The following is a 20,702-nucleotide window of genomic DNA, read 5'->3' as shown; positions in this document are numbered from 1 at the left end:
TGCTTTCCTAGAAAAATGTCACTTCGTCGGATGGCGCGGCGATCACCTTCTGTTCGCCCCGGTGCACGGCGTGCTCCTCCGCCATCGCATAGGTTTTCTCCAGCTCGCCCAGCAGCGCGGAAGCGTGCGGCGCTTCCAGTGTAGCCCCTTGCTGGTAGTGCTGGCGGTTTTCGTCCAGCAGGCCCGGCAACAGGCCGATGTTGTGGCTCACATGCCCCAGCACCTGGCTGACGCGGTCCTGGAACTGCAGTTGCACCAGCGCCTCGCCCACTTCGTCCTTGATAGTGACGCTCTCCTGCTTGAGCAGTTCGGACGACTGCGCCATGGCGTCGGTCAGGTTGCGGAACTCGCGCAGCACGGCGTCGATGGTGCCTTCCGACGACTGCATGGCCTGGTCCTCGGCCGCGCTCGATTCGGTGGCGGCCTTGCAGGCGGTGACGATGGCGGCGGAAATCTTGCCGACGCGGTCGCTGATGCTGCGTCCCGTTTCAGCCGAGCGGTTCGACAGGTTGCGCACTTCCTGCGCCACCACGGCGAAGCCGCGCCCGGCCGGCCCGGCGCGCGCCGCCTCGATGGCCGCGTTCAGCGCCAGCAGATTGGTTTGCGCGGCGATGCTGGCCACGCCCTCGGCCATGTCGCGCAGCTCGCGCGTGAACTGTTCCAGCTCGCGGATGCGGGTCAGCATCGCGTGCTTGGAGGCCAGCGCCGACTTCATCGTGGCCACCACCTCGCCCAGCTGGCGCTCGCTGTGCGCGAACACCTGGCCCAGCGAGGCGCCATCCTGGCTGTCGGCCGTGGCGTTGGACAGGCGCAGCGTGTCGTCCAGCTTGTCGACGATGGTGGAAAAGCGCGTCGCCAGTTCGGCCACGGCCTCTTCCATCTGGCTGCGCGACGATTCGATATGGCGGCACCACACGGGGGTGACTTCTTCGGCGAACTGCTGGCGGCCGTCCAGGTAGTCCTGCACGCCGCCGCGCGCATCGGCGCCGCCGCTGCCGCCGCTGAGCTTTAACCAGGCGTAGCCGCCGGCGGCGAGGAAGGCCAGCGCGCCGAGGATGCCGTACCAGCCGCCGTTGGGCCAGAACAGCGCCAGCAAGGCGCCGGCCAGAGCGATGGCGGCCGGATAGTTACGGCCGCCGGTATTGTCCAGGAGTGAGTTCAATGGGTATCTTCTCAGGGTTGCGGAACCTCAAGCCATGTCATGCACACTGCCGGATCATTCTATCAAAAACATATTTGTGATTTGCAATAACGATGCGCCAGGACGAAAAAACCACGCTTGCAGAACGCAAGTGGCTGCCCGGCATGGTGCTGTGGCGAAAGCGCCATAGTTGCCAATTCCGTCATTTTCTGATGTAATTTAGTCCTGCACCGTCGGGGTGTAGCTTAGCCCGGTAGAGCGCTACGTTCGGGACGTAGAGGCCGGAGGTTCGAATCCTCTCACCCCGACCATCCCCTTCCCTCCACGGTTTCCGCTTGACTTAGAGCGCACTCGAAGTTTTAGCCTGTCCTTGCGATGACTGCTTCATCGCACCAACGACAACGCTAAAGGAGTGAAACGATGACACTTAAACGCATACTGTTCTCGACGGCATGGCTGTCTGCCGGGATGATTTCAGCGGCCTCCGCCGCGCCGTCCGAGAACGCCGACCGGCGTGCCAAGGGCAACGCGACCCTGGCCAAGATCACCGGCAGCGAAGGCAAGCAGGTGGTCGAATCCCTGCGCGACATGGCCCCCGAACTGGGCAACTGGATCGTGGATTTTGCCTACGGCGACGTGTTCTCCCGGCCCGGCGTTGCGCTGTGCACCAGGGAACTGGCCACCATTTCCGCCCTCACCGCCATGGGCAACGCGCAGCCGCAACTCAAGGTCCACATCGAGGGCGCCCTGAACGTGGGCTGCAAGCCGGAGGAGATCATCGAGATCATCACCCAGATGGCGGTCTATGCCGGCTTTCCGAGCGCGCTGAACGGCATCAGTGCCGCCCGCGAAGTATTCGAGAAACGGGGCATCAAGCCTGCCCGCCCTCAGTGATGCAGCAGGCCGGCCAGCCTGGCGCATTCAATCGGCTTGGCGAAATAGTGGTCAAAGCCCGCGCTGAAGGCGGCCTCGCGGTCCTCCGGCTGGCCGTAGCCGCTCACGGCGATCAGCACCGCGTTCGCCGTTTCAGGCCGGCTTCTCAACAGCCGCGCCAGCGCGAAGCCGTCCATGTCCGGCAGGCCGATGTCGAGCAGGCAAAAGTCCGGCGCCTCGCTGCGGGCGCGCTCGATGGCTGCGCGCGGGTGCAGTTCGATGAAGGCTCTGTGCCCCAGTTCCTCGACCAGGATGCCCAGCATGTTGGCCGCGTCGGCGTTGTCGTCCACCACCAGCACTTTGAGCATCTTGCCGGCGGCGCCCGCCACCACCGCATGCGCCCGGGTGGGCGCCGGCGCGTCCTGGCCGTCCAGCCGGGGCAGCCAGGCTGCAAAGCGGCTGCCCTTGCCGATGCCGTCGCTGTGCGCGGCGACGCCGCCGCCATGCAGCTCCACCAGCCGTTTCACCAGCGCCAGCCCGATGCCCAGCCCGCCCTGCGCCCGGTCGGACGTGCGCGTGGCCTGGGTGAACAGGTCGAACACCGTCGGCTGCAGTTCCGGCGCCATGCCAATGCCGTTGTCGGCCACGCTGATGCTGATCCGGCCGCCTTCCACTGCCATGTTCAGCACGATGTCGCCGCCTTCGGGCGTGTACTTGGCCGCATTGTTGAGCAGGTTGGCGACCACTTGCACCAGCCGCTTGGCATCACCGTCGAGAAAGGCCGTCTCGGGCGGCGTGTGCACGGCCAGGCGGTGGCCGCGCGACTCGATCAGCGGACGAACTTGCTCGACAGCGTCGGCCAGGATGCGCCGCGCGTCAAGCCGCGTCTTGTCAAGCGTGACCAGGCCGCGCGTCACGCGCGACACGTCCAGCAGGTCGTCCACCAGCCCGCTCATGTGCTTGACCTGGCGCGCGATGATGCCGCTGGTCTGGCGGATACGCTCTTCCTCGGCTTGTCCCAGCGCCAGCAGGTCGGCGGCGGCCGAAATCGGCGCCAGCGGGTTGCGCAGCTCGTGCGCCAGCATGGCAAGGAACTCGTCCTTCCTGCGGTCCGCCTGGCGTAGCGCGTCTTCCGCGCGGATGCGGTCGCTGATGTCCATCTGCGCCACCACCGCGCCCACGATCTTGCCCTGGCTGTCCTTGACGGGCGCGCCGGTGATCAGGACGGTGCGCTGCACCGGCGGCACATCGCACGACTCGATGGTGACGATGTCGCGCGGATGCTCTTCGCCCGCCAGGATGCGCGCGGTGGGCCATTCGTCCGGCAACAGCGGCCTGCCGTGGCGCTGCGAGTGATCGGCCCACCAGCCTTTCCGCGCGCCTGCGGTGTCGACAACGCAGGCGTCCCCCTGCGGCTCGCCCCACAGTTGCCGATGCGCGGCATTGGCCAGCAGCATCCGGCCCTCCGCATCGCTGACGACGATGCTCACCGGGGCAGCCTGCAACAGCGCGCTCAGCTTGTTGCGCTCGGAAGCGGCCAGGGCAGCGGCTTCGTTGGCGCACTGCTCACTACGGCGCAGGCTTGCCGTCATCCGCTTTTGCTCGCTGATGTCCTTGAACAGGACCGCCACCCTGGCGCCGTCCTCCTCCTCGAGGCGGAACGCGAACACGTCGTACCAGCGGTGCAGCGCCCTGGCCTCGTTCTCGAAGCGCACCGGCACGCCGGTGGCGGCAACCTGCCCGTAGATGTCGAACCAGTGCGATTCGTGGTCCGGCGCCAGTTCGCGCATGGTCTTGCCGACGGCGTCGACCAGGCCGGTCTGGTTCTGGAAACTGGGGTTGAGATCGCAAAAGCGGTAGTCGCTGGGATGGCCGTTCCCATCGTACAGCATCTCGATAACGCAAAACCCCTCGTCGATCGATTCGAACAGCGATCGGTAGCGCTGCTCGCTGGCGCGCAGTTTCTGTTCAGTCCGGCGCCGCTCCTCGATCCGCACAGCCATCCGCTCCTCCAGCTTTTCATTCGCCAGCCGCAAACGCCGGTTGGCGATTTCGATCTCCAGCGCCTGCTCGTCGATTTCCGACGCCATGCGGGCGCTGCGCTCCCTGGTCTTGACGAAATCAGTCACATCCTCCACGCAATGGATGATGTGGCTCAGTTCACCGTCCGCGTCGAACACGGGCGTATTGATGGGACTCCAGTGGCGCTCTTCGAACCGCACGCCGGCCTGGCCGGCGACGGGAATGTCGTATTTCTGGATCGCCATCGCGTCGGGACGCCCGGAGCGCAGCACCCGCAGCAGCGACGCGCGCAAGGCCGTCACGCCGCTGGCGGCCGGGTCGTCGGGATTGTCCGGAAACACGTCGAAAATGTCGCGGCCGACTATCTCGTCATGTGTGGTCCTGGTCGCCCGCAGATAAGCGTTATTCGCAGAAACAATTTTGAAATCCGTCGCCAGGATGAGGTATGGCGACGGCGTCGCCTCGAACAGCGCTCGATAGTCGGGAACGGCAACGGTAGAGAAGTGCAAATGCGGCTCCATGGCGCCTGTGTCAGCTGGGTTGCGCGCGTGGCGCGGGCTCTGTCGTGCAAGCCGAGCATACCATTGGCGCGCAAGCTGCGCCGCATGGATGAGGCGGCATGCGCCGACGCGCCGGGCCTACCTGTCCGCCCGGAACGTCAGCGTGAAGCGCGTCCCGGCGCCGTCCGCATGGACGGCAGCGGCGCCGCCATGCAGGTCCATGACGGCGCGCACGATGGCCAGCCCCAGGCCGGTCGATCCGTCCACGTTGCCGCGCGCCGGGTCGGCACGGTAAAAGCGCTCGAACAGGTGCGGCAGGTGCTCCGGCGCAATCGGCGAGCCGGTGTTCTCGACGCTGATGCAGGCCGACGCACCGGCTTGCGCCGCCCGCAGGACGATGGTGCTGCCCTCGCCGGCGTGGCGCACTGCGTTCGACACCAGGTTGGCCAGCGCGCGCCGCAGCAAGGGCGCGTCGGCCAGCACCTCGGCCCGTCCCACGCATGCGATGCGCAAGCCATGCTCTTCGGCCATGCCTTCGAACAGCCCGGCCACTTTGCGCATCTCGTCCTGCGCCTGCAATGCCTGGCGGGCCGGCAGCAGCGCTTCCTGCTCCGCGCGCGCCAGGAACAGCATGCTTTCTATCATCCGCGCCAGCCGCTCCAGCTCCTCGATGTTGGAGACGATCAGCTGCTCGTACTCGGCCGTGCTGCGCGGCTGCGCCAGCATGACCTGGCTTTGCCCGAGCAGGTTGGCCACCGGCGTGCGGAACTCATGGGCCAGGTCGGCGGAAAATCCCGACAGGCGCGCGTAGCCCTGCTGCAGCCGCTCCAGCATGGCGTTCAGCGCATCGATCAGCGGCTGCAGCTCGGACGGCGCCTGGCCGGCCTCCAGCCGCTGCGCCAGCGTGCCGGGGCGCACCAGCGCCGCGTGGCTGGCCACCACGCGCAAGGGCCGCAGCCCCCGGTGCAGCATCAGCGCGGCGCACAGGGCGGCAGCCAGCGCGCTGACGGCGGAGGCGGCGGCGATGTGGCCCCGGTAGCGCGCAAACAGCGCCGCGCGTTCGGCGTACACCCGGGCCACGATCACCGTCACCTCGCCGGCGCCCAGCCGCGCCGTGCCGGCGACCACCCGCCCAGGGTCGCCCCGGCTGCTGCGCCAGTGCGCAATCGCGGCGCGGTCCGCCGTGGCGCCGGCGGCCGGCGGCACCGGATAGCGCTCGCCGCCGGCATTGATGTCGGCCAGCACCGCGCCGTCCGGCCCCACGAAGCGCACCAGCGAATTTTCCTGGCCGCTCATGGTGTCGCGGAAAAAATCCGGCTGGGCGCGTATCAACTCCGCAGCACCGGGACGGCCAAGCAGTATCTGCACCTGGCGCAGCTTGCCCAGCAGCTGGATATCGTCGCGCCGCTCGATCTCATCCACAAAGGCGCGGTACAGATACGTGCCCAGACCGGCCGCCGCCAGCCCCACGATCAGCACGAAGGCGGCAGTGACGCGCAGCGCCAGCGAATTGCGCAGCGCCTTCATGCAGCGGGCGCCGCCACGCCGCCATGCTCGCCCCCATCGCCCGCCTCGCACACATAGCCCATGCCGCGCCGCGTGTGGATCAGCTTGTGCGGGAACGGGTCGTCGATCTTGCGCCGCAGCCGGCGTACGGCCGCGTCGATCACATTGGTGTCGCTGTCGAAATTCATGTCCCACACCTGAGAGGCGATGAGCGCGCGCGACAAGACCTGGCCCTCGCGCCGCGCCAGCAGGTGCAGCAGCGCGAACTCCTGGCCCGTCAGCGTGACGACGCTGCCGCTGCGGCGCACACGGCGCTTGAGCACGTCGATCTCCATGTCGCCGATGCGCAGCAGCTCCTGCTCGCGGACCGGGCCGCGCCGCAGCAGCGTGCGGATGCGCGCCACCAGTTCCACGAAGGCGAACGGTTTCACCAGGTAGTCGTCCGCGCCCAGTTCCAGGCCGCGCACGCGGTCCTGCACTTCGTCGCGCGCGGTCAGGAACAGCACGGGAATGTGCGCGGTCTCGCGGCCGGCCCGCAAGGCCGCCAGCACTTGCCACCCATCCATGCCGGGCAACATCACGTCCAGCACGATCAGCGCGGTTTCCTCCTCGCGCGCCTGCGCCAGGCCGTCGCGGCCGGTGCGCGCCAGCCGCACGGCGAACCCGGACTCGGCCAGGCCGCGCAACAGGTAGGCGCCGGTTTTCGGCTCGTCTTCGATGATCAGGATGGCCATGGGAAACAGCGGTAAAAAAGCCATTCTACCCCTGCGTGCAGCGCCGCAACATGACGAAATTGTCATCTGGCGATCAGCTTGCCGTCCGGGGCCGCATGCCAGACTGCCGCTGCCGACCATTTGACGAGGACATCATGCTGAAACCGGCCATCGGCGTGGCCGGCGGCGGCGGCGCCGTCAACGACCATGCCTGCGCGCTGGCGGCGCAGGCCGCAATCCCCGCGCTGGACCAGGCCGGCCAGGCCAAGGCGGCCCATCCGATTCTTCCACCAACTGGGAGCCTTCCATGCATCAGTTCAATCAGATCAATCGCTGCAAGCACGCCAAACACATCGCGCTGGCGCTTGCGCTGGCAGCGGCGCACGCCCTGGCGGCCGCCGCGCCAAATCCGCTCAGCGTGCATGTGCTCGACCTGCAAAGCGGGCTGGCAACCGAGGGCATCCGCGTCACGCTGGAGCAGCGCAGCGGCGAACAGTGGCGCGCGCTGGCTGGCGGCGTGACCAATGCGCAGGGACGCATTGCCGCGCTGTATCCGGAAGGCCAGCCGGTCGCGGCGGGCCACTACCGCATCGTGTTCGAGACCGGCGAGCATTTTGCGCGCCAGGGCAAACCCACGTTCTTCCCGCGCATACCCGTCGAGTTCAAGATGGACGCGGCCGCCCAGCACTACCATATTCCGCTTTTGCTCAGCCCGTTCGGCTATTCCACCTATCGCGGCAACTAGCTGTTCATTTCCCGCTGTAGCGGGAACGGCCTTCCCGGCCGAGCCCAGGCCAGGGCCGGCGGCGCTCGATTCGTACAGCCGTATTTTAATAACGGTATTAATGGATAATATCGGAAAAATATTCCGTACCAACGTCATATTGTCGTCACAAAGCCTCGATAAGATCACAGCCTCCAATCACTCCCCGGCTGAGACAACTCCATGAACCACCGCCTGATCATGAGCGCCGGACTGGCCCTGTGCGCCAGTCCCGCCTTCGCGCTGAACATCGTGCTGAGCAACGATGACGGCCTCACCAGCAACCTGAAAGCCTTGTACGACGAACTGAAGGCCGCCGGTCATTCGGTCATCGTGTCGGTGCCCTGCTCGCCGCAAAGCGGACGCAGTTCCGCCATCGTCATGTACAGCACCACCATCATCGTGCCCGACAATGACAAGACCCAGATCGACGCCGAGAAGGGCTGCCACAACGGCGCCGCGCCGGTGGGCGCGCCCGCTGTAGGCCCATTTACCAAGACCGGCTACACCGGCGGCGATTTCAACTATGTGCACGGCACACCGGTGATGTCGCTGATGTATGGCCTGGACGTGCTGGCGCCCGCGCGCTGGGGCAAGGCGCCGGACCTGGTGCTGTCCGGCCCCAACGAAGGCCAGAACGTGGGCAAGCTGGTGATCAACTCGGGCACCATCGGCAATGCCCAGTTCGCAGCCGGGCGCGGCCTGCCGGCCATCGCGCTGAGCGCCGGCGCCAACAGCACCGACAACAATACGCTGGCCAGCCCGGTGTCGCGCACCGTCGCGCAGCTGACCGCCAGGCTGCTCGCCACGCTGCAGGCGAAAGCCGGCGCCGGGCCGCTGCTGCCCGCAGGCGTGGCGCTGAATGTCAATTTCCCCGATACGCCCGCCGCCAACGCCAGCTGGGCCTTTGCGCGCCAGGGCACGTACGACACCTACAACCTGAAGTTCAACAGCGGTGCGCCGTGGGGGCTGTCGGGCTCCGCGCCCGGCGCGGCGACGGCCGAACAGGCGGAGGATGAAGCGCTGCTGTACAAGACCAAGGTGGCCGTGACCGCCATGCAAGTGGGCTACGAACAGCGTCCCGCCGCCCAGCAGTGGCTGCGCCTGCGTCTGCGCGACCTGTTTGCCCAGTGAGCCGCGCCATGAAGCCATTCATTCCAGTCCAGGCCCGCGCGGCACTGGTGATGCTGTCCCCGCTGCCGGCGATGCTGCTGAGCGGCTGCAGCAGCGATACCCCCGAAGCGCTGCCGGCGCCAAGCGTGAAGGTGGCCGAGCTGGCAGCAGGCGCCTATGCGGTCAGCACCGGCGACGCCGCCAACCCGAGCGCCGGCAAGTATTACGCGGCGGCGGACGGCAGCCGCCTGCTGGTGCTCAACAATAGCGCGCAGCAGGCCACGGCCGTGTACCGCCGCGAAGGCAGCGGCGCGTGGCAGGCCATGCCGGCCGCCACCAGGGACGTGTCGCTGGAACTGCTGGGCAGCAGTCCCATCCCGTCGACCACGATCAATGCGGCGGCCATCGCCAGGAACTACGCGGTGCGCCTGGCCGGCGGCGGCGTGGCGGCGTTTTCGGTGAACGCCGGCGGCGATATCGTCGCGGGCGGCACCAGCTGCAAGCTATCCGGCAAGGTGGCGGCAAGCACGCTGCCGCATACGCTGACGCTGTCGTTGGCAGCGTCTGGCTGCGGCGACCTGCCCGCCCAGTCGGAGGGCTTCCTGGTGGTCGACAGCGACTACGCGCCAGCGGGATTCCGCCTGCTCGCTTCCGGCGCTACCGCGCCGGTCGACCTGTGGGCCTATCCGGAGTAAGGCTAGCCCGTCCCGCGCAGCCAGTCCGCGGCTGCCGAGAAGGCCGAGGCGACCGATGACTCGGACGCCTGGCCGGGCGGCTCGGTGTTGGTCAAGCCGGTCAGTCCCATGGAAATCACCTGTGCGCACAGCGCATCGACCCCGCGCACCGCAGGCATGTATTTTTCTAAGACCTTCACCAGGTTGTTGCCGCGCCGGCTGCGCATGCCCGCCGTGTACGCCGCCAAGCCGGGCATGCGCGCCGCCGCGATGGCCATGGCAAAATTCGCGCGCGCCAGGTCGAGCTTCCGGCCGTCGCCCTCGGTGCGCAGGCGCTGCAGATCCGTCAGGCTGTCCGCTGTCACCGCCGTCAGGATATGGGCGGCGATGAATTCCAGCCCCGCCCTCACCAGCTCGTGCTGGGTGGGAAAGCGGTAGCTCAGCGTCGTGTGCGGCACGCCGATCTCCGCCGCGATGGCGCGGTGCGTCAACCCGCTGACGCCCTGCGCTGCAAGCCGCATGCCGCAAGCGCGCGCAGCCAGCGCGCACCACCCGGGCGCGCGGCCTGCGGACGGTCCGGCTGCCGCAGCGCCGGATTGCATTTGCTCGAACAGCAAGGCGAACAGGGCGCCGTCCGCGGCATCCGGGGCGGACGCGGCTGCGCCGTCAAACAGGCGTTGCAGGCACAGTCGGCGCAGCATGCGATACGGCGGGAGCGTGTTCAACACCATGCTGTAAGCCAGTTCCGCGACAGCGTAGCCATGCCACCAGCCACAGCTCAGCAAGGCGGGAAATAGCCCGGCACGGCGCCCGAATTCGTCCCAGAACGCACGCCGCTGCGCGCGCCAGGCGGCGAACGCAGGCTGCAGGGACCGGTCCCAGGTGCAGCCGTGCAACAGTTCCAGGTACAGCATGGACAGTGCGCGCTGCTCAATGGCCTGCTCTTCCAGGATGGCCTCAGCCAGGTCGGCGGCCATGGCCGGCGGCAGCGGAGGCAGAGCCGCCAGCATGCCGCGCCAGCGCTCCAGCAGCAGCGCGTCCTGCGTACTAGCGGCGCTGCAGATGGCGGCGATGATGTCGGCGCGCGCGCCGTAGTGCGTGGTGAGCACGGTCACCGAGACGCCCAGTATTTCAGCCAGCGGGCGCAGCGTCAGGCCGGCCAGGCCTTCGCCAAGTACGATGCGGCAGGCGGCATCCAGCAGCGCGCCGGCAGTGGGTGCTTTGCTGGATTTTCTCGCGGCGGCTTGCTCGATCAATAGGAACTCGTGGCGTCTGAACTGGGTCTGCGCTGACCATCACGCCGATTGTAGTTCAGATCAGCCCGCGGCGGAAATAAGAGCGGGGCTTGGACACCGGCAGGTCGGCCACGTCCAGCGTGGGCGCCAGTCCCAGCTGGTCGGAGGCGCGGACCTTGCCGTCCGGTCCCAGCACGCGGGCGATGACGCTGTGGTTGATGCCTATGCTCTTCAAAAAATCTTCCGCCGCAGGGGTGCCGATGTCGCGCTGGACTTCCAGCGCCTGCCGCACCACGTACTCCAGCGAATGCCATCCGGCAGTTTCGGAAGTGCCCTGGGACTTCTCACGTCGGTCATACTCTGGGTTCATGGCAGGCCTCGACTCAGTACTCTCGGAAAGAATGTCCCATAGTACTTCATTCCCGCGCAACATATTGGTGCGCCGGCGCACCGACGGCGCCAAAGTGCCGGACCTTCCCGCCCCGGAACGCCATACCGTTATCGATATCACTTCAGCGTAAAAGGCTATTGGCCGGATCGGCGCAAGCTCTGGATAATGTCTTCACTACTATAAAAAATGAAGAGACCATGAAGCTGCCCTTGCTGACTACGTTGCTGCTCACCCTGGCCGCCATCTTGCCTGCGCAGGCGCAGACCGCGCCGGACCCGAAGCTGCTCTACGGCGTGGCCTACTACGACGAATACATGCCGGCCGAGCGCCTCGCCAAGGACGTGGCCATGATGAAGGCGGCCGGCATCAATGTGGTGCGCATCGGCGAGTCCACCTGGGGCACCATGGAAACCAGCCCGGGCGTGTTCGATTTTTCGCACCTGGACCGCGTGCTGGCAGCGATGCACGAGGCCGGCATCGGCGTCATCATCGGCACGCCCACCTACGCCATCCCGACCTGGCTGGCCCGGCAGCACCCGGACATCCTGGTCGCCACGCCCGCCGGCCGCGCCAAGTACGGGCCGCGCCAGAACATGGACATCACCAACGTCCACTTCAAGCAAGCCGCCGAACGCGTGATCCGCAAGATGCTGGCGCACGTGAGGGAGCACCCGGCCGTGATCGGCTACCAGGTCGACAACGAGACCAAGCACTACAACACGTCCGGCCCCAATGTGCAGAAGCTGTTCGTTGCATACTGCAAGGCGAAATTCGGCACACTGGCGGCGCTGAACGACGCGTTCGGGCTCAACTACTGGAGCAACCGCATCAACCGCTGGCAGGATTTCCCGTCCACCGACGCCAGCATCAACGCCAGCCTGTCGGCCGAGTTTGCGAAGTTCCAGCGCCAGCTGGTCACCGGCTACCTGGCCTGGCAGGCGCGTATCGTGCGCGAATACAAGCGGCCGGGCCAGTTCATCACCCACAACTTCGACCTGGACTGGAAAGGCCACAGCTACGGCATCCAGACCGAGGTCGACCACTTCGCCGCGGCCGCCGCGCTGGACGTGGCCGGCGTGGACATCTACCACCCCAGCCAGGACAAGCTGACCGGCCTGGAAATATCCTTCGGCGGCGACCTGGCGCGCTCCATGAAGGCCGGCAAGAACTACTACGTGATGGAGACCCAGGCCCAGGGCTTCCCGGACTGGACGCCCTACCCCGGCCAGCTGCGGCTGCAGGCCTATAGCCATCTGGCGTCGGGCGCCAATATGGTCTCCTACTGGCACTGGCACTCGATCCACAACGCCTTCGAGACTTACTGGAAAGGCTTGCTGAGCCACGACTTCGCACCCAACGCGCCCTACCTGGAAGCGAAGGTGATCGGCGCCGAGTTCGCGCGCGTCGGCAAGCACCTGGTCAACCTGCGCAAGGAAAACCAGGTCGCCATCCTGTTCAGCAACGAGGCGCAAACCGCGCTGAACCACTTCCCGCACGGCCTGAAATACAACGACATCCTGCGCCCGTTCTACGACGGCTTGTACCACATGAACGTGGGCGTGGACTTGCTGGACCCGGGCAGCGGCTCTTTCGATCAGTACAAGTTGATCATCGTGCCGGCGCTGTACGCGGCCGCCGACAGCCTGCTCGACAAGCTGAATGCCTACGCCCGCAACGGCGGCCACGTGCTGTACACCTTCCGCAGCGGCTTCTCCGACCAGAACGTGAAGGTGCGCCACGGCCGCCAGCCGGGAAGGATCGCCGAGGCGGCCGGCATCAGCTACGACCAGTTCACCATTCCGCACGGCGTGCCGCTGGCCGGGCACGGCTACGCGGTGAGCGGCAAGGACAACGAAGCGCACAGCTGGATGGAGCTGGTGACGCCGGCCAGCGCGCGCGTGCTGGCGCGCTACGACCATGCGGCCTGGGGCAAGTACGCCGCCCTGACCGAGAACGACTACGGCAGGGGCATGGTCAGCTATGTCGGCTTCATGCCGTCCGGCCCGATGATTTCAGCCATCCTGGCCGACCGGCTCGGCAAAGCCGGCGTGGCGTACGACAGCGCGCTGAAGTTCCCCCTGATCAGCAAGAGCGGTGTCAACCGGCTGGGCAAGCGGGTGCACTACTACCTGAACTACTCGGCCAGCACAGCCGACGTCATCTACACGCGGAAGGACGGCGCATCGCTGCTGGCGCCGGCTGCTGGCCAGGCACCGGCGGCAGTGCGCCAGGGCGACACGCTCAAGCTGGAACCATGGGGCGTGGCCATCGTCGAGGAACAGTGACGGCCTGCCGGGGAAAGGCTCAGGTGCGCAAGTCCGGCGCGGCCACCGTCGATACGCCCTGCGCGATCGCCGCCCCTTCCTGCGCCGCCATGGCGCGCCGAAAGCCAGCGCGCGCCTGCAAGCGCTCCCAGTAGGCCTGCACGGCCGGCGTGAAACGTGGCGCCAGGCCGAGGTGCTGCGCCAGTAACAAGGCGTAGCCCACCGACACGTCGGCCGCCGTGAAGCGCTGCGCAGCCAAGTAGTGCTGCTGCTCCAGCAGCGGCTCCAGCGTGCGCAGGCGGGCCAGGAACCATTTGGTGTAGTCCTCCACCACTTGCGGGCTGCGCCGCTCGGGCGGCTCGAAATGTGCATAGCGCAGCAGCAGCGTCTGCGGGAAGGTCAGCGTGGCCTCCCCAAAGTGCAGGTAGTTCAGGTAGGCGGCGTAGGCCGCGTCGCCCGGCGCCACGTCCAGCGTTCCATCGATTGCCTTTGCGCCGGGCAGCGTGGCAAGGTACTGGCAGATGGCGGCCGATTCGGTCATGCGCACGCCGGCGTCCAGCAGCGCCGGCACGGTGCCGAGGGGATTGATGTCCAGGTAGCCCTTGTCGAACACGCGCGGCGGAAATGGCAGCATCTTCAGCTCGTACGGCAGCCCCAGCTCCTCCAGCATCCACAGGGGCCGGAAGGAACGCGCGCTCATGCAGTGGTACAACGTGATCATAAAGCTCCTTGAGTTGGCCGCTAGAACAGATTGCCCTGCGACGTGGTGAGGCCGGTGAAGCTGTCATTCATCGGCACCAGTATAGCGTCGGCGATGGGCTGCAGCTGCTTGCTCAGGTAGTGCTCGTAGTCGACGGGGGACTTGATCACCTCCAGCGGTTCGGCGCCGCTGGTGGTCATCAGGTAGCTGATCCAGCCGCCGTTCTGGTAGCGCAGCGGGCGCTGCAGCGACTTGTTGTAGTCGTCCGCCAGGCGCGCCGCACGCACCTGCGGCGGCACATTCACCTGGTACTCGTCCAGCCGGTGCCGCAGCCGCTTGCGGTACACCAGCAGTTCATCGAACTCGCCGGAGACGGTTTTGCGCGCGTATTCGCGCACGTATTCCTGGTACGGCTGGTTGCGGAAAATGCGGTTGAACAGGCCTTTCTGGAATTCGTGCGCCAGCGGCGTCCAGTCGCTGCGCGCCACTTCCAGGCCGCGGTAGATCATTTCCTCCTCGCCCTTGCCGTTCGCGCTCAGTCCGGCGTAGCGCTTCTTGCTGCCCATTTCGGTGCCGCGTATGGTGGGCATGAAGAACTTGCGGTAGTGCGTGTCGAACTCGATCTCGAGCTGGCTGTCCAGCCCCAGCTCGCGCTTGAGCTTTTCCTTCCACCACGCGTTGATGCTGTCCACCAGCCCCTGGCCGATGGCGATCGCTTCAGCGTTCGCATATTCCCGTTTCAGCCAGATGAAGATGGAATCGGTGTCGCCGTAGATCACGTCGTAGCCGGCCTGCTCCACCAGTTCGCGCGTGAGCTTCATCATCTCGTGGCCGCGCAGCGTAACCGAGGATACCAGCTTGGGATTGAAGAAGCGGCAGTCCGGCGAACCGAGCACGCCGCAAAAGGAGTTCATCAGCAGCTTGAGCGCCTGCGACAGCGGCTCGTTCTTCTGCCGTTTGGCTTCGTCGCGCCCGGCCGACAAGGTGTTGACGATGGCCGGCAGGCAGTGCTTATCGCGCGAGAAGACGGCGCCGCGAAAGCCGGGAATGCCTTGCTCCGCGCCCGCCGCCGCGCCTTCGATCAGGCCCACCGGGTCCACCATGAAAGTGCGGATGATGGATGGGTACAGGCTTTTGTAGTCGAGCACCACCACCGAGTCGTACAGGCCGGGCTTGGAGTCCATCACGAAGCCGCCAGGAGACGGTCCTGCTTCGATATCGCCCACGCTGGGCGCCACATAGCCTTCGCGGTGCATGCGCGGCAGGTAGTGGTGGCTGAAGGCGGCGATGGAGCCGCCGAAGTGGTCTGCCTGCAGCCCGGTGACGTGCGAGCGCTCGAGGATGAAGGCCATCAGCCGCGCCTTCTCGAAGATGCGCGTCACCAGTTCGCAGTCCTTCAGGTTGTACAGCGCCAGGGCCGGCTTGTCGTCCCGGAAGCGGCGCTCGATCTCGGCCATCTTGTCGTAGGCGTCGCCGATCTCCTTGCCTTCGCCCAGCATGGTCTGCGCCACGTTCTCCAGGCTGAAGGACGGGAAGGTCCAGGAGGCGGCGCGCAGCGCCTCGATGCCGTCCAGCGCAATGCGGCCGGGCAGCGAGGCGAACATGTATTCCTGCTTGGCCTGGTGCTTGCGCCAGTCGATCTGCCTGCCTTCGCGGCCCAGCAGCAGCGGCACCTTGTGCTTGTCGGCGTTTTTTTGCAGCACGCGCAGGTCGAACTGCACTACGCTCCAGCCGATGATCACATCCGGGTCGTGCTGCTTGAACCAGGCGTTCAGCTTGTCGATCAGCTGGCGCGGGGTGGCGCAGTATTCGAGCGCAAAGTCGAGCGCCGGGCTGTGTTCGGGCGCGTCGCCCAGCATGTAGACCTGGCGCTGGCCGCAGCCTTCCAGGGCAATCGAATACAGATCCTCGTAAGCGCTGGTTTCAATGTCGAGCGACACCACCTTGAGCGCCGGCCGGTAGTCGGGCGCGGGCTTGAGCTTGCAGCCGGTGATGGTGTGGCCGTGCTGCTCGCCGCCCTCGATTTGCACCGTGGCGGTGATGAAGCGCTCCATCAGGTAGCGCTCGGGCGGGCGGATGTCGGCTTCGTACAGCTTGACGCCGCGCTCGCGCAGCGTGCGCTCCAGTGCGGTGAGCTGCTTGTAGTGGCTGGTGTAGATGCCCACCACCGGCTGCCCGCCGAAGGTCTTGAGGGACAGCTCGCGCACGTCCGCCTGCTGCTGCCCGGCCCGGCCGCCGCCCTCCAGCGCCAGCTGCGCCTCGATGGCGGAACGCTGGCCCGCCTCGGCGAAGGCGACCGAGGTTTGCGCGTCCAGCCGCACCTTGCGCGGCCCGTCGTCCGTGGCCAGCCAGAACTCGATCTCGGTGCCGTCGCGGGTGTCGCGCCAATGGCGGGTCAGGATGAAGCCTTGCTGGGAAGTCGGAGCCACGGTTCGGTATCTCAATGCGATGCCGGAATTATACTGTATATAAACCCAGCTCGATGCCATTGAACCAACGCGGCTATTCCTTGTCCAAGAAAGAAAGGAGGCCATCATGCAAATCGGAGACCAGGGCAAGGCCCTGTTCAGGGAATGGGAAGGCGTGGTACCCCATGTCTATCTCGACTCGGGCGGCGCGCCCACCATCGGCATCGGCCACCTGCTCACGCCGTCCGAGCGCAGTTCCGGCAAGCTGTGGCTGCGCGGCCAGCCGCTCCACTACCGCGACGGCATCAGCGCCACCGAGTGCGAGGCGCTGCTGGAGCAGGACCTGGAACCGGTACAGCGCTGCGTCAACGAGGCCGTGACGGTGCCGCTGACGCAGAACCAGTTCGATGCGCTGGTGTCGTTCGCCTTCAACGTCGGCAACAGCGCCTTCCTGCACAGCACGCTGCTCAAGCGCGTCAACGCGGGCCGGTTTGAGGACGTGCCGTTCGAGCTGGCGCGCTGGAACCGCGACAACAACCGCGTGGTGGCGGGCCTGGTCAACCGCCGCAACAAGGAGATTGCGCTGTGGCTGGGCCTGGACAGCGGCGACCGTACTGCGCTAGACCAGGCAGCCGGGTAGCGCCACCCAGAAGGTGCTGCCCATGCCGGGCGTGCTCACCACACCCAGCTCGCCGCCCATCTTCTCGACCAGGTGGCGCGTCATCACCAGGCCCAGTCCGGTGCCTTCCTGCGTGCCGGCCTCCTGGCCCAGGCGGTTGAACGGCTGGAACATCGCCGCCAGCTGCGCCTCGTTCAGGCCTGCGCCCGTGTCCTGCACCGACACGCGCAGCCGTTCCCGGTCCACCTCTGTGCAGTGCACGCTGACGGTGCCATGGTCGCGGTTGTACTTGATGGCGTTGGACAGCAGGTTGATCAGCACCTGCTTGAGGCGCACGCGGTCGGCCGTGACGCTGGCGCTGTCGCTCACCGACAGGCGCAGTTCCACGCCGCGCAGGCGCGCCAGTGGATCGACCAGCGTACGGCACTCCTGCAGCACCTGCGACAGCGCCACCGGCTCGGACTCCAGCGTCAACGCGCCCGATTCCACCTTGGCAAGGTCGAGGATGTCGTTGATCAGCCGCAGCAGATGGCGCGAGGCCTGCAGGATGTTGCCGGCGAACTGCTTCTTTTGCGCCGCCGACGAGGGCAGCTGGTCGGACGCGAGTATCTGCGAGAAGCCCAGGATGGCGTTGAGCGGCGTGCGCAGCTCGTGGCTCATATTCGACAGGAAGGCCGACTTGGCCTGGTTGGCGCGGTCGGCCTGCTGGCGCGCCACCTGCAGTTCTTCGTTGATGCGCACCAGCTGCACCGCATGCTCGCGCAGGCGCCGCTCAAGGACGGCGTTCATGATGCGCAGCTTGCGCGTTTCCAGCGCGCGCGCGATCACCGGCAGCACCGCCGACACCCGGAACGGTTTCAGGATGTAGTCCAGCGCGCCCACCTGCATCGCTTGCACCGCCGAGCCTATGCTGCCCTCGCCGGTCATGATGATGCAAGCCAGGTCGGGATCGATGGCGCGCGCCGCCTGCACCAGCGCGATGCCGTCCAGGCCCGGCATCATCAGGTCCGACAGCAGCACCTGGAAGCGTAGCCCGCTGTCGTCCCCATCCCCCTCCTCGTCCGCGCGCCCGCGCTGGCCGGCCGCGCCGCGTGCGGCCGCCTCCAGTTCAGCCGCCTGCATCAGCCGCAGCGCCTCCTCGCCCGAGCCGCAGCCCACGGTCTGGTAGCCGCGCTGGCCCAGCGTATCGCACAGCGCGCGCATCTGCGCCAGCTCGTCGTCAACCACCAGAATGCGTATGTTGGATTGCATCATCTCAAGCCTCCGCACCGCAGCAAGCCACCAGCGCCTCGCGCAACTCGCTCAGCTTGGGCGGCTTGCCCAGCACGCGGTCCACGTGCACCGGCAGGTCGCCCTCGGCCACGATGCGCTGGCCCCAGCCGGTCAGCAGGATCACCGGGGTGGAGGGCGACATCTCCTTGATTGCCTGCGCCACCTTGCGCCCGTCCACATAGGGCATACCCAGGTCGGTGACCACCAGCGCGTACGGTTCGCCGCGCGCCTGCGCCGCACGGAACGAATCGATGCCGGCCTGGCCGCCGTCGGCCGCCGTCACCACGTGGCCGTCGCGCGCAAGGATGTCGCGCATCGACTTGAGCACCAGCGGATCGTCGTCCACCGCCAGGATGCGCACGCTGTGCCGCAGCGGCGCGGCCGGCTGCGCCGGCGCCGCCCTGGATGCCGCCTCCGGCAACGGGAAGCTGAGCTGCATGACGCTGCCCTGGCCCGGCGCGGTCAGAATCTCGATCTGCGCACCGTGGCGCTCCACCATGCCGTACACCATGGCCAGCCCGAGGCCGGTGCCGCGCTCGCCCTTGGTGGTAAAGAAGGGTTCCAGGCAGCGCCGCCGCGTGTCCTCGTCCATGCCCACGCCGCTGTCGCCCACTTCGATGCAGACGCGCGGCTCCGGACCCGTCTGGTCCAGCCGGGTGCGCAGTGTCAGCTGGCCGCCGTCAGGCATCGCGTCGACCGCGTTGAACACCAGGTTGGTCAGCGCTTCGCGGATCTCGCCCTCCACGCCCATGATGGACGGCAGCCCCGGCGCCGCCTCCAGCGCCAGCCGGATCGTGATGCCGCGCTGCTGCGGCATGTCGTTCCAGCGCGCACGCGTCAGGTCGGCCACCTGCTTGAGCAGCACGTTCGGGTCCAGCGGCGCCAGGCTGGCCTGCGGCTCGCGCAGCCGGTAGAACTCGCGCATGCGCGCCACCGTGGCCGCCACGTCGTCGATGGCGCGCTTGATCACTTCCAGGCAGGAGCGCGCGTGCGTGCTCAGCCCGGCCTCGGTTTCCAGCAGCGACTCGGTGTACAGCACCACCGGCGAGATCGCGTTGTTGATGTCGTGCGCGATGCCGCTGGCCATCTGGCCCAGCGCGCGCAGGCGCTCCTGCTGCAGCGAGGCCTGCTGGGTCAGGCGCATTTCATCGTAGGCGGCCTGCAGCGCCGCGTACAGCTCGCTCTGCTTGGACGCCAGCGCCACGTGCTCGCTGAGCTGGCGCAGGAATTCGCACTCGCCGCTGGAAAAGCTGTGCGGCGTGCGGCGCGCCGCCACCAGCACGCCGAACACGTGGCTCTCCACCAGCAGCGGCGCCAGCACCAGCGCGCGCAGGCCGCCGCCGGCCAGGCGCTGCGGGAAAGGGAAATCGACGTCGGCGATGTCGGCCTCGTACACCAGCGCGCCGCGCACGCAGCGCGACAGGCCGTTCTCGTCGATGTCGATGTGGCTGCGCTCCGTCACCGGCATGGCCATGGCCAGCGCCGCGCCCTGCAGGCCGACACAGCTCACCAGCAGCCGGTCGCTGCCGTGGTCCACCAGGCAGATGCAGCCGAAATCGATCGGCAGCTGGTCTTCCAGCGAACGCACCACCACCTGGAAGATGCTGCGCAAATCCTGGCGCTCGCCGATCGAGCGCGTGATCTGGTGCAGCAGGTTCAGGCGCTGCAGCTGCGCCGTGGTGCGCGCCTCGGCCTGCTGGCGCACGCCGATTTCCGCCTGCAGCGCGCCGTTCAGCCCGGCCAGCGAATCGCGCGACACGGTGGTCTGCTGCAGCCGCTCGGTCATGCCGTCGAAGGCGCGCGCCAGGTCGCCGATCTCGTCGCGGGTAGCCACGTTGAGCTTGAAATTCAAGTCGCCCGCACCCACCTGGGCCGTGCCCTCGCGCAGGCGCGCCAGCGGCCGCGCCACGCTGCGGTAGCCGACGAAGGTGGTGCCCGCCACCGCCAGCAGCGCCAGCCCGCCGAACACGGCCACCGCGATATTGGCGCGCTGCTGAGCGTCCAGCAGCGCTTGCCGGCTCAGCGCCGACAGGCGCAGCACGTCGGCGATCATGGTCTGCATCTTGTTGCCGATCTGTCCCGCCAGGCGCGACTCGAACTCGTCGGCCACGGCGCGCGCCGGGGTGCCGAGCGGCGGCTTGTTCGGCTGCGTCGACAGGGTGCCGAACAGGCGCTCCAGGCTGGCGTGCGTGCGCTGCAGGCCAGCCAGCAGCGCCGTTTCCTCGCGCCCGTCGAACTCGTCGGCCTGCGCCATCAGCTTGGCCAGCGAATCGCTGCGCAACTGCCACTGCGCCTCGGCGCGCTGCTCGTGGCGCAGCACGAACTCCAGCGTCAGGTAGCGCAACGCCGTCACCGCATGCAGCATTTCGCCGGCGGCCTCGTTCTTGTCCAGCTCCTGCTGCACGCGCTGCGCGGTGGCCAGCAGCACCACCACGATGGTGGCGACGATGGCCGCCGAGAACCAGCCCATCAGCTGAAAACGCGTTGCCAGTTTCACTCCGCCCCCCT

The 20,702-nt window shown here is 67.3% G+C and carries 17 protein-coding genes and 1 tRNA gene; 7 read left to right on the top strand and 11 right to left on the bottom strand.

Annotated features, from left to right (window positions below):
• Positions 1-7: 7 nt before the first annotated feature.
• Complete coding sequence (locus ASD15_RS04290; RefSeq protein WP_057153465.1) at positions 8-1,162, bottom strand: methyl-accepting chemotaxis protein; 1,155 nt, start codon at positions 1,160-1,162, stop codon at positions 8-10.
• A 213-nt stretch (positions 1,163-1,375) separates the two neighbouring features.
• On the opposite strand from ASD15_RS04290, the gene ASD15_RS04285 reads away from it, so the two are divergent.
• Positions 1,376-1,452, top strand: a tRNA-Pro gene (locus tag ASD15_RS04285).
• Between the two features lie 109 nt (positions 1,453-1,561).
• Positions 1,562-2,035 carry a carboxymuconolactone decarboxylase family protein gene (locus ASD15_RS04280; protein WP_082551528.1) on the top strand — a complete coding sequence of 158 codons (474 nt, stop codon included), beginning with the start codon at positions 1,562-1,564 and terminating at the stop codon, positions 2,033-2,035.
• Here the strand turns inward: ASD15_RS04280 and ASD15_RS04275 are convergent.
• The 4 genes from ASD15_RS04275 to ASD15_RS04260 form a co-directional block, all read right to left on the bottom strand.
• The gene (locus ASD15_RS04275) at positions 2,029-4,545 is read right to left on the bottom strand and encodes an ATP-binding protein (RefSeq protein ID WP_162249874.1); all 2,517 of its coding nucleotides are present in this window, start codon (positions 4,543-4,545) and stop codon (positions 2,029-2,031) included. The two genes, ASD15_RS04280 and ASD15_RS04275, sit on opposite strands and share 7 nt — an antisense overlap.
• Positions 4,546-4,674: 129 nt before the next feature.
• A complete protein-coding gene (locus tag ASD15_RS04270; RefSeq protein ID WP_057153462.1) occupies positions 4,675-6,063 on the bottom strand; it encodes a heavy metal sensor histidine kinase in 1,389 nt (462 codons plus the stop codon).
• A complete protein-coding gene (locus tag ASD15_RS04265) occupies positions 6,060-6,776 on the bottom strand; it encodes a heavy metal response regulator transcription factor (protein WP_057153721.1) in 717 nt (238 codons plus the stop codon). The genes ASD15_RS04270 and ASD15_RS04265 overlap by 4 nt, the downstream gene beginning before the upstream one ends.
• Positions 6,777-6,838: 62 nt before the next feature.
• On the bottom strand, positions 6,839-7,033 hold the full coding sequence (locus ASD15_RS04260) for a hypothetical protein (RefSeq protein WP_057153461.1): 195 nt from the start codon (positions 7,031-7,033) through the stop codon (positions 6,839-6,841).
• A 29-nt stretch (positions 7,034-7,062) separates the two neighbouring features.
• On the opposite strand from ASD15_RS04260, the gene uraH reads away from it, so the two are divergent.
• The 3 genes from uraH (at position 7,063) to ASD15_RS04245 (ending at position 9,326) form a co-directional block, all read left to right on the top strand.
• Positions 7,063-7,500 (top strand): hydroxyisourate hydrolase, encoded by a 438-nt coding sequence (gene uraH / locus ASD15_RS04255; protein ID WP_057153460.1) that lies wholly within the window; start codon positions 7,063-7,065, stop codon positions 7,498-7,500.
• A 201-nt stretch (positions 7,501-7,701) separates the two neighbouring features.
• Positions 7,702-8,652: a 5'/3'-nucleotidase SurE gene (gene surE / locus ASD15_RS04250; RefSeq protein WP_057153459.1), complete on the top strand. Its 951-nt coding sequence runs from the start codon at positions 7,702-7,704 to the stop codon at positions 8,650-8,652.
• An 8-nt stretch (positions 8,653-8,660) separates the two neighbouring features.
• On the top strand, positions 8,661-9,326 hold the full coding sequence (locus ASD15_RS04245; protein ID WP_057153458.1) for a hypothetical protein: 666 nt from the start codon (positions 8,661-8,663) through the stop codon (positions 9,324-9,326).
• A gap of 2 nt (positions 9,327-9,328) precedes the next feature.
• Here the strand turns inward: ASD15_RS04245 and ASD15_RS04240 are convergent, their stop codons facing one another.
• Positions 9,329-10,561: a TetR/AcrR family transcriptional regulator gene (locus tag ASD15_RS04240; protein WP_057153457.1), complete on the bottom strand. Its 1,233-nt coding sequence runs from the start codon at positions 10,559-10,561 to the stop codon at positions 9,329-9,331.
• 55 nt (positions 10,562-10,616) lie between these two features.
• Entirely contained in the window at positions 10,617-10,910 is a 294-nt protein-coding gene (locus ASD15_RS04235; RefSeq protein WP_057153456.1) for a hypothetical protein, read from the bottom strand.
• Positions 10,911-11,128: 218 nt separating this feature from the next.
• Between ASD15_RS04235 and ASD15_RS04230 the strand changes: the two genes are divergently transcribed.
• Positions 11,129-13,216, top strand: a complete 2,088-nt coding sequence (locus ASD15_RS04230; protein ID WP_082551527.1) for a beta-galactosidase — start codon at positions 11,129-11,131, stop codon at positions 13,214-13,216.
• Positions 13,217-13,235: 19 nt separating this feature from the next.
• Here ASD15_RS04230 and ASD15_RS04225 read toward each other — a convergent pair whose 3' ends face one another.
• Both ASD15_RS04225 and ASD15_RS04220 read right to left on the bottom strand, forming a co-directional pair.
• Positions 13,236-13,916 carry a glutathione S-transferase family protein gene (locus ASD15_RS04225; protein WP_057153455.1) on the bottom strand — a complete coding sequence of 227 codons (681 nt, stop codon included), beginning with the start codon at positions 13,914-13,916 and terminating at the stop codon, positions 13,236-13,238.
• A gap of 20 nt (positions 13,917-13,936) precedes the next feature.
• Positions 13,937-16,324 carry a DNA polymerase II gene (locus ASD15_RS04220; RefSeq protein WP_057153454.1) on the bottom strand — a complete coding sequence of 796 codons (2,388 nt, stop codon included), beginning with the start codon at positions 16,322-16,324 and terminating at the stop codon, positions 13,937-13,939.
• Between the two features lie 106 nt (positions 16,325-16,430).
• Between ASD15_RS04220 and ASD15_RS04215 the strand changes: the two genes are divergently transcribed.
• Positions 16,431-16,943 (top strand): lysozyme, encoded by a 513-nt coding sequence (locus ASD15_RS04215; protein ID WP_057153453.1) that lies wholly within the window; start codon positions 16,431-16,433, stop codon positions 16,941-16,943.
• Here the strand turns inward: ASD15_RS04215 and ASD15_RS04210 are convergent.
• Positions 16,923-18,176 carry an ATP-binding protein gene (locus tag ASD15_RS04210; protein WP_057153452.1) on the bottom strand — a complete coding sequence of 418 codons (1,254 nt, stop codon included), beginning with the start codon at positions 18,174-18,176 and terminating at the stop codon, positions 16,923-16,925. The genes ASD15_RS04215 and ASD15_RS04210 overlap by 21 nt on opposite strands.
• Before the next feature lies 1 nt (position 18,177).
• Positions 18,178-20,691 (bottom strand): ATP-binding protein, encoded by a 2,514-nt coding sequence (locus ASD15_RS04205; RefSeq protein WP_057153451.1) that lies wholly within the window; start codon positions 20,689-20,691, stop codon positions 18,178-18,180.
• Between the last annotated feature and the right edge of the window lie 11 nt (positions 20,692-20,702).

The sequence above is a fragment of the Massilia sp. Root351 genome, assembly GCF_001425045.1.
Taxonomy (GTDB): Bacteria; Pseudomonadota; Gammaproteobacteria; order Burkholderiales; family Burkholderiaceae_D; genus Rugamonas.
The sequence above is the reverse complement of the archived record's forward strand: the minus strand, read 5'-3'. Positions and strand labels throughout refer to the sequence as shown.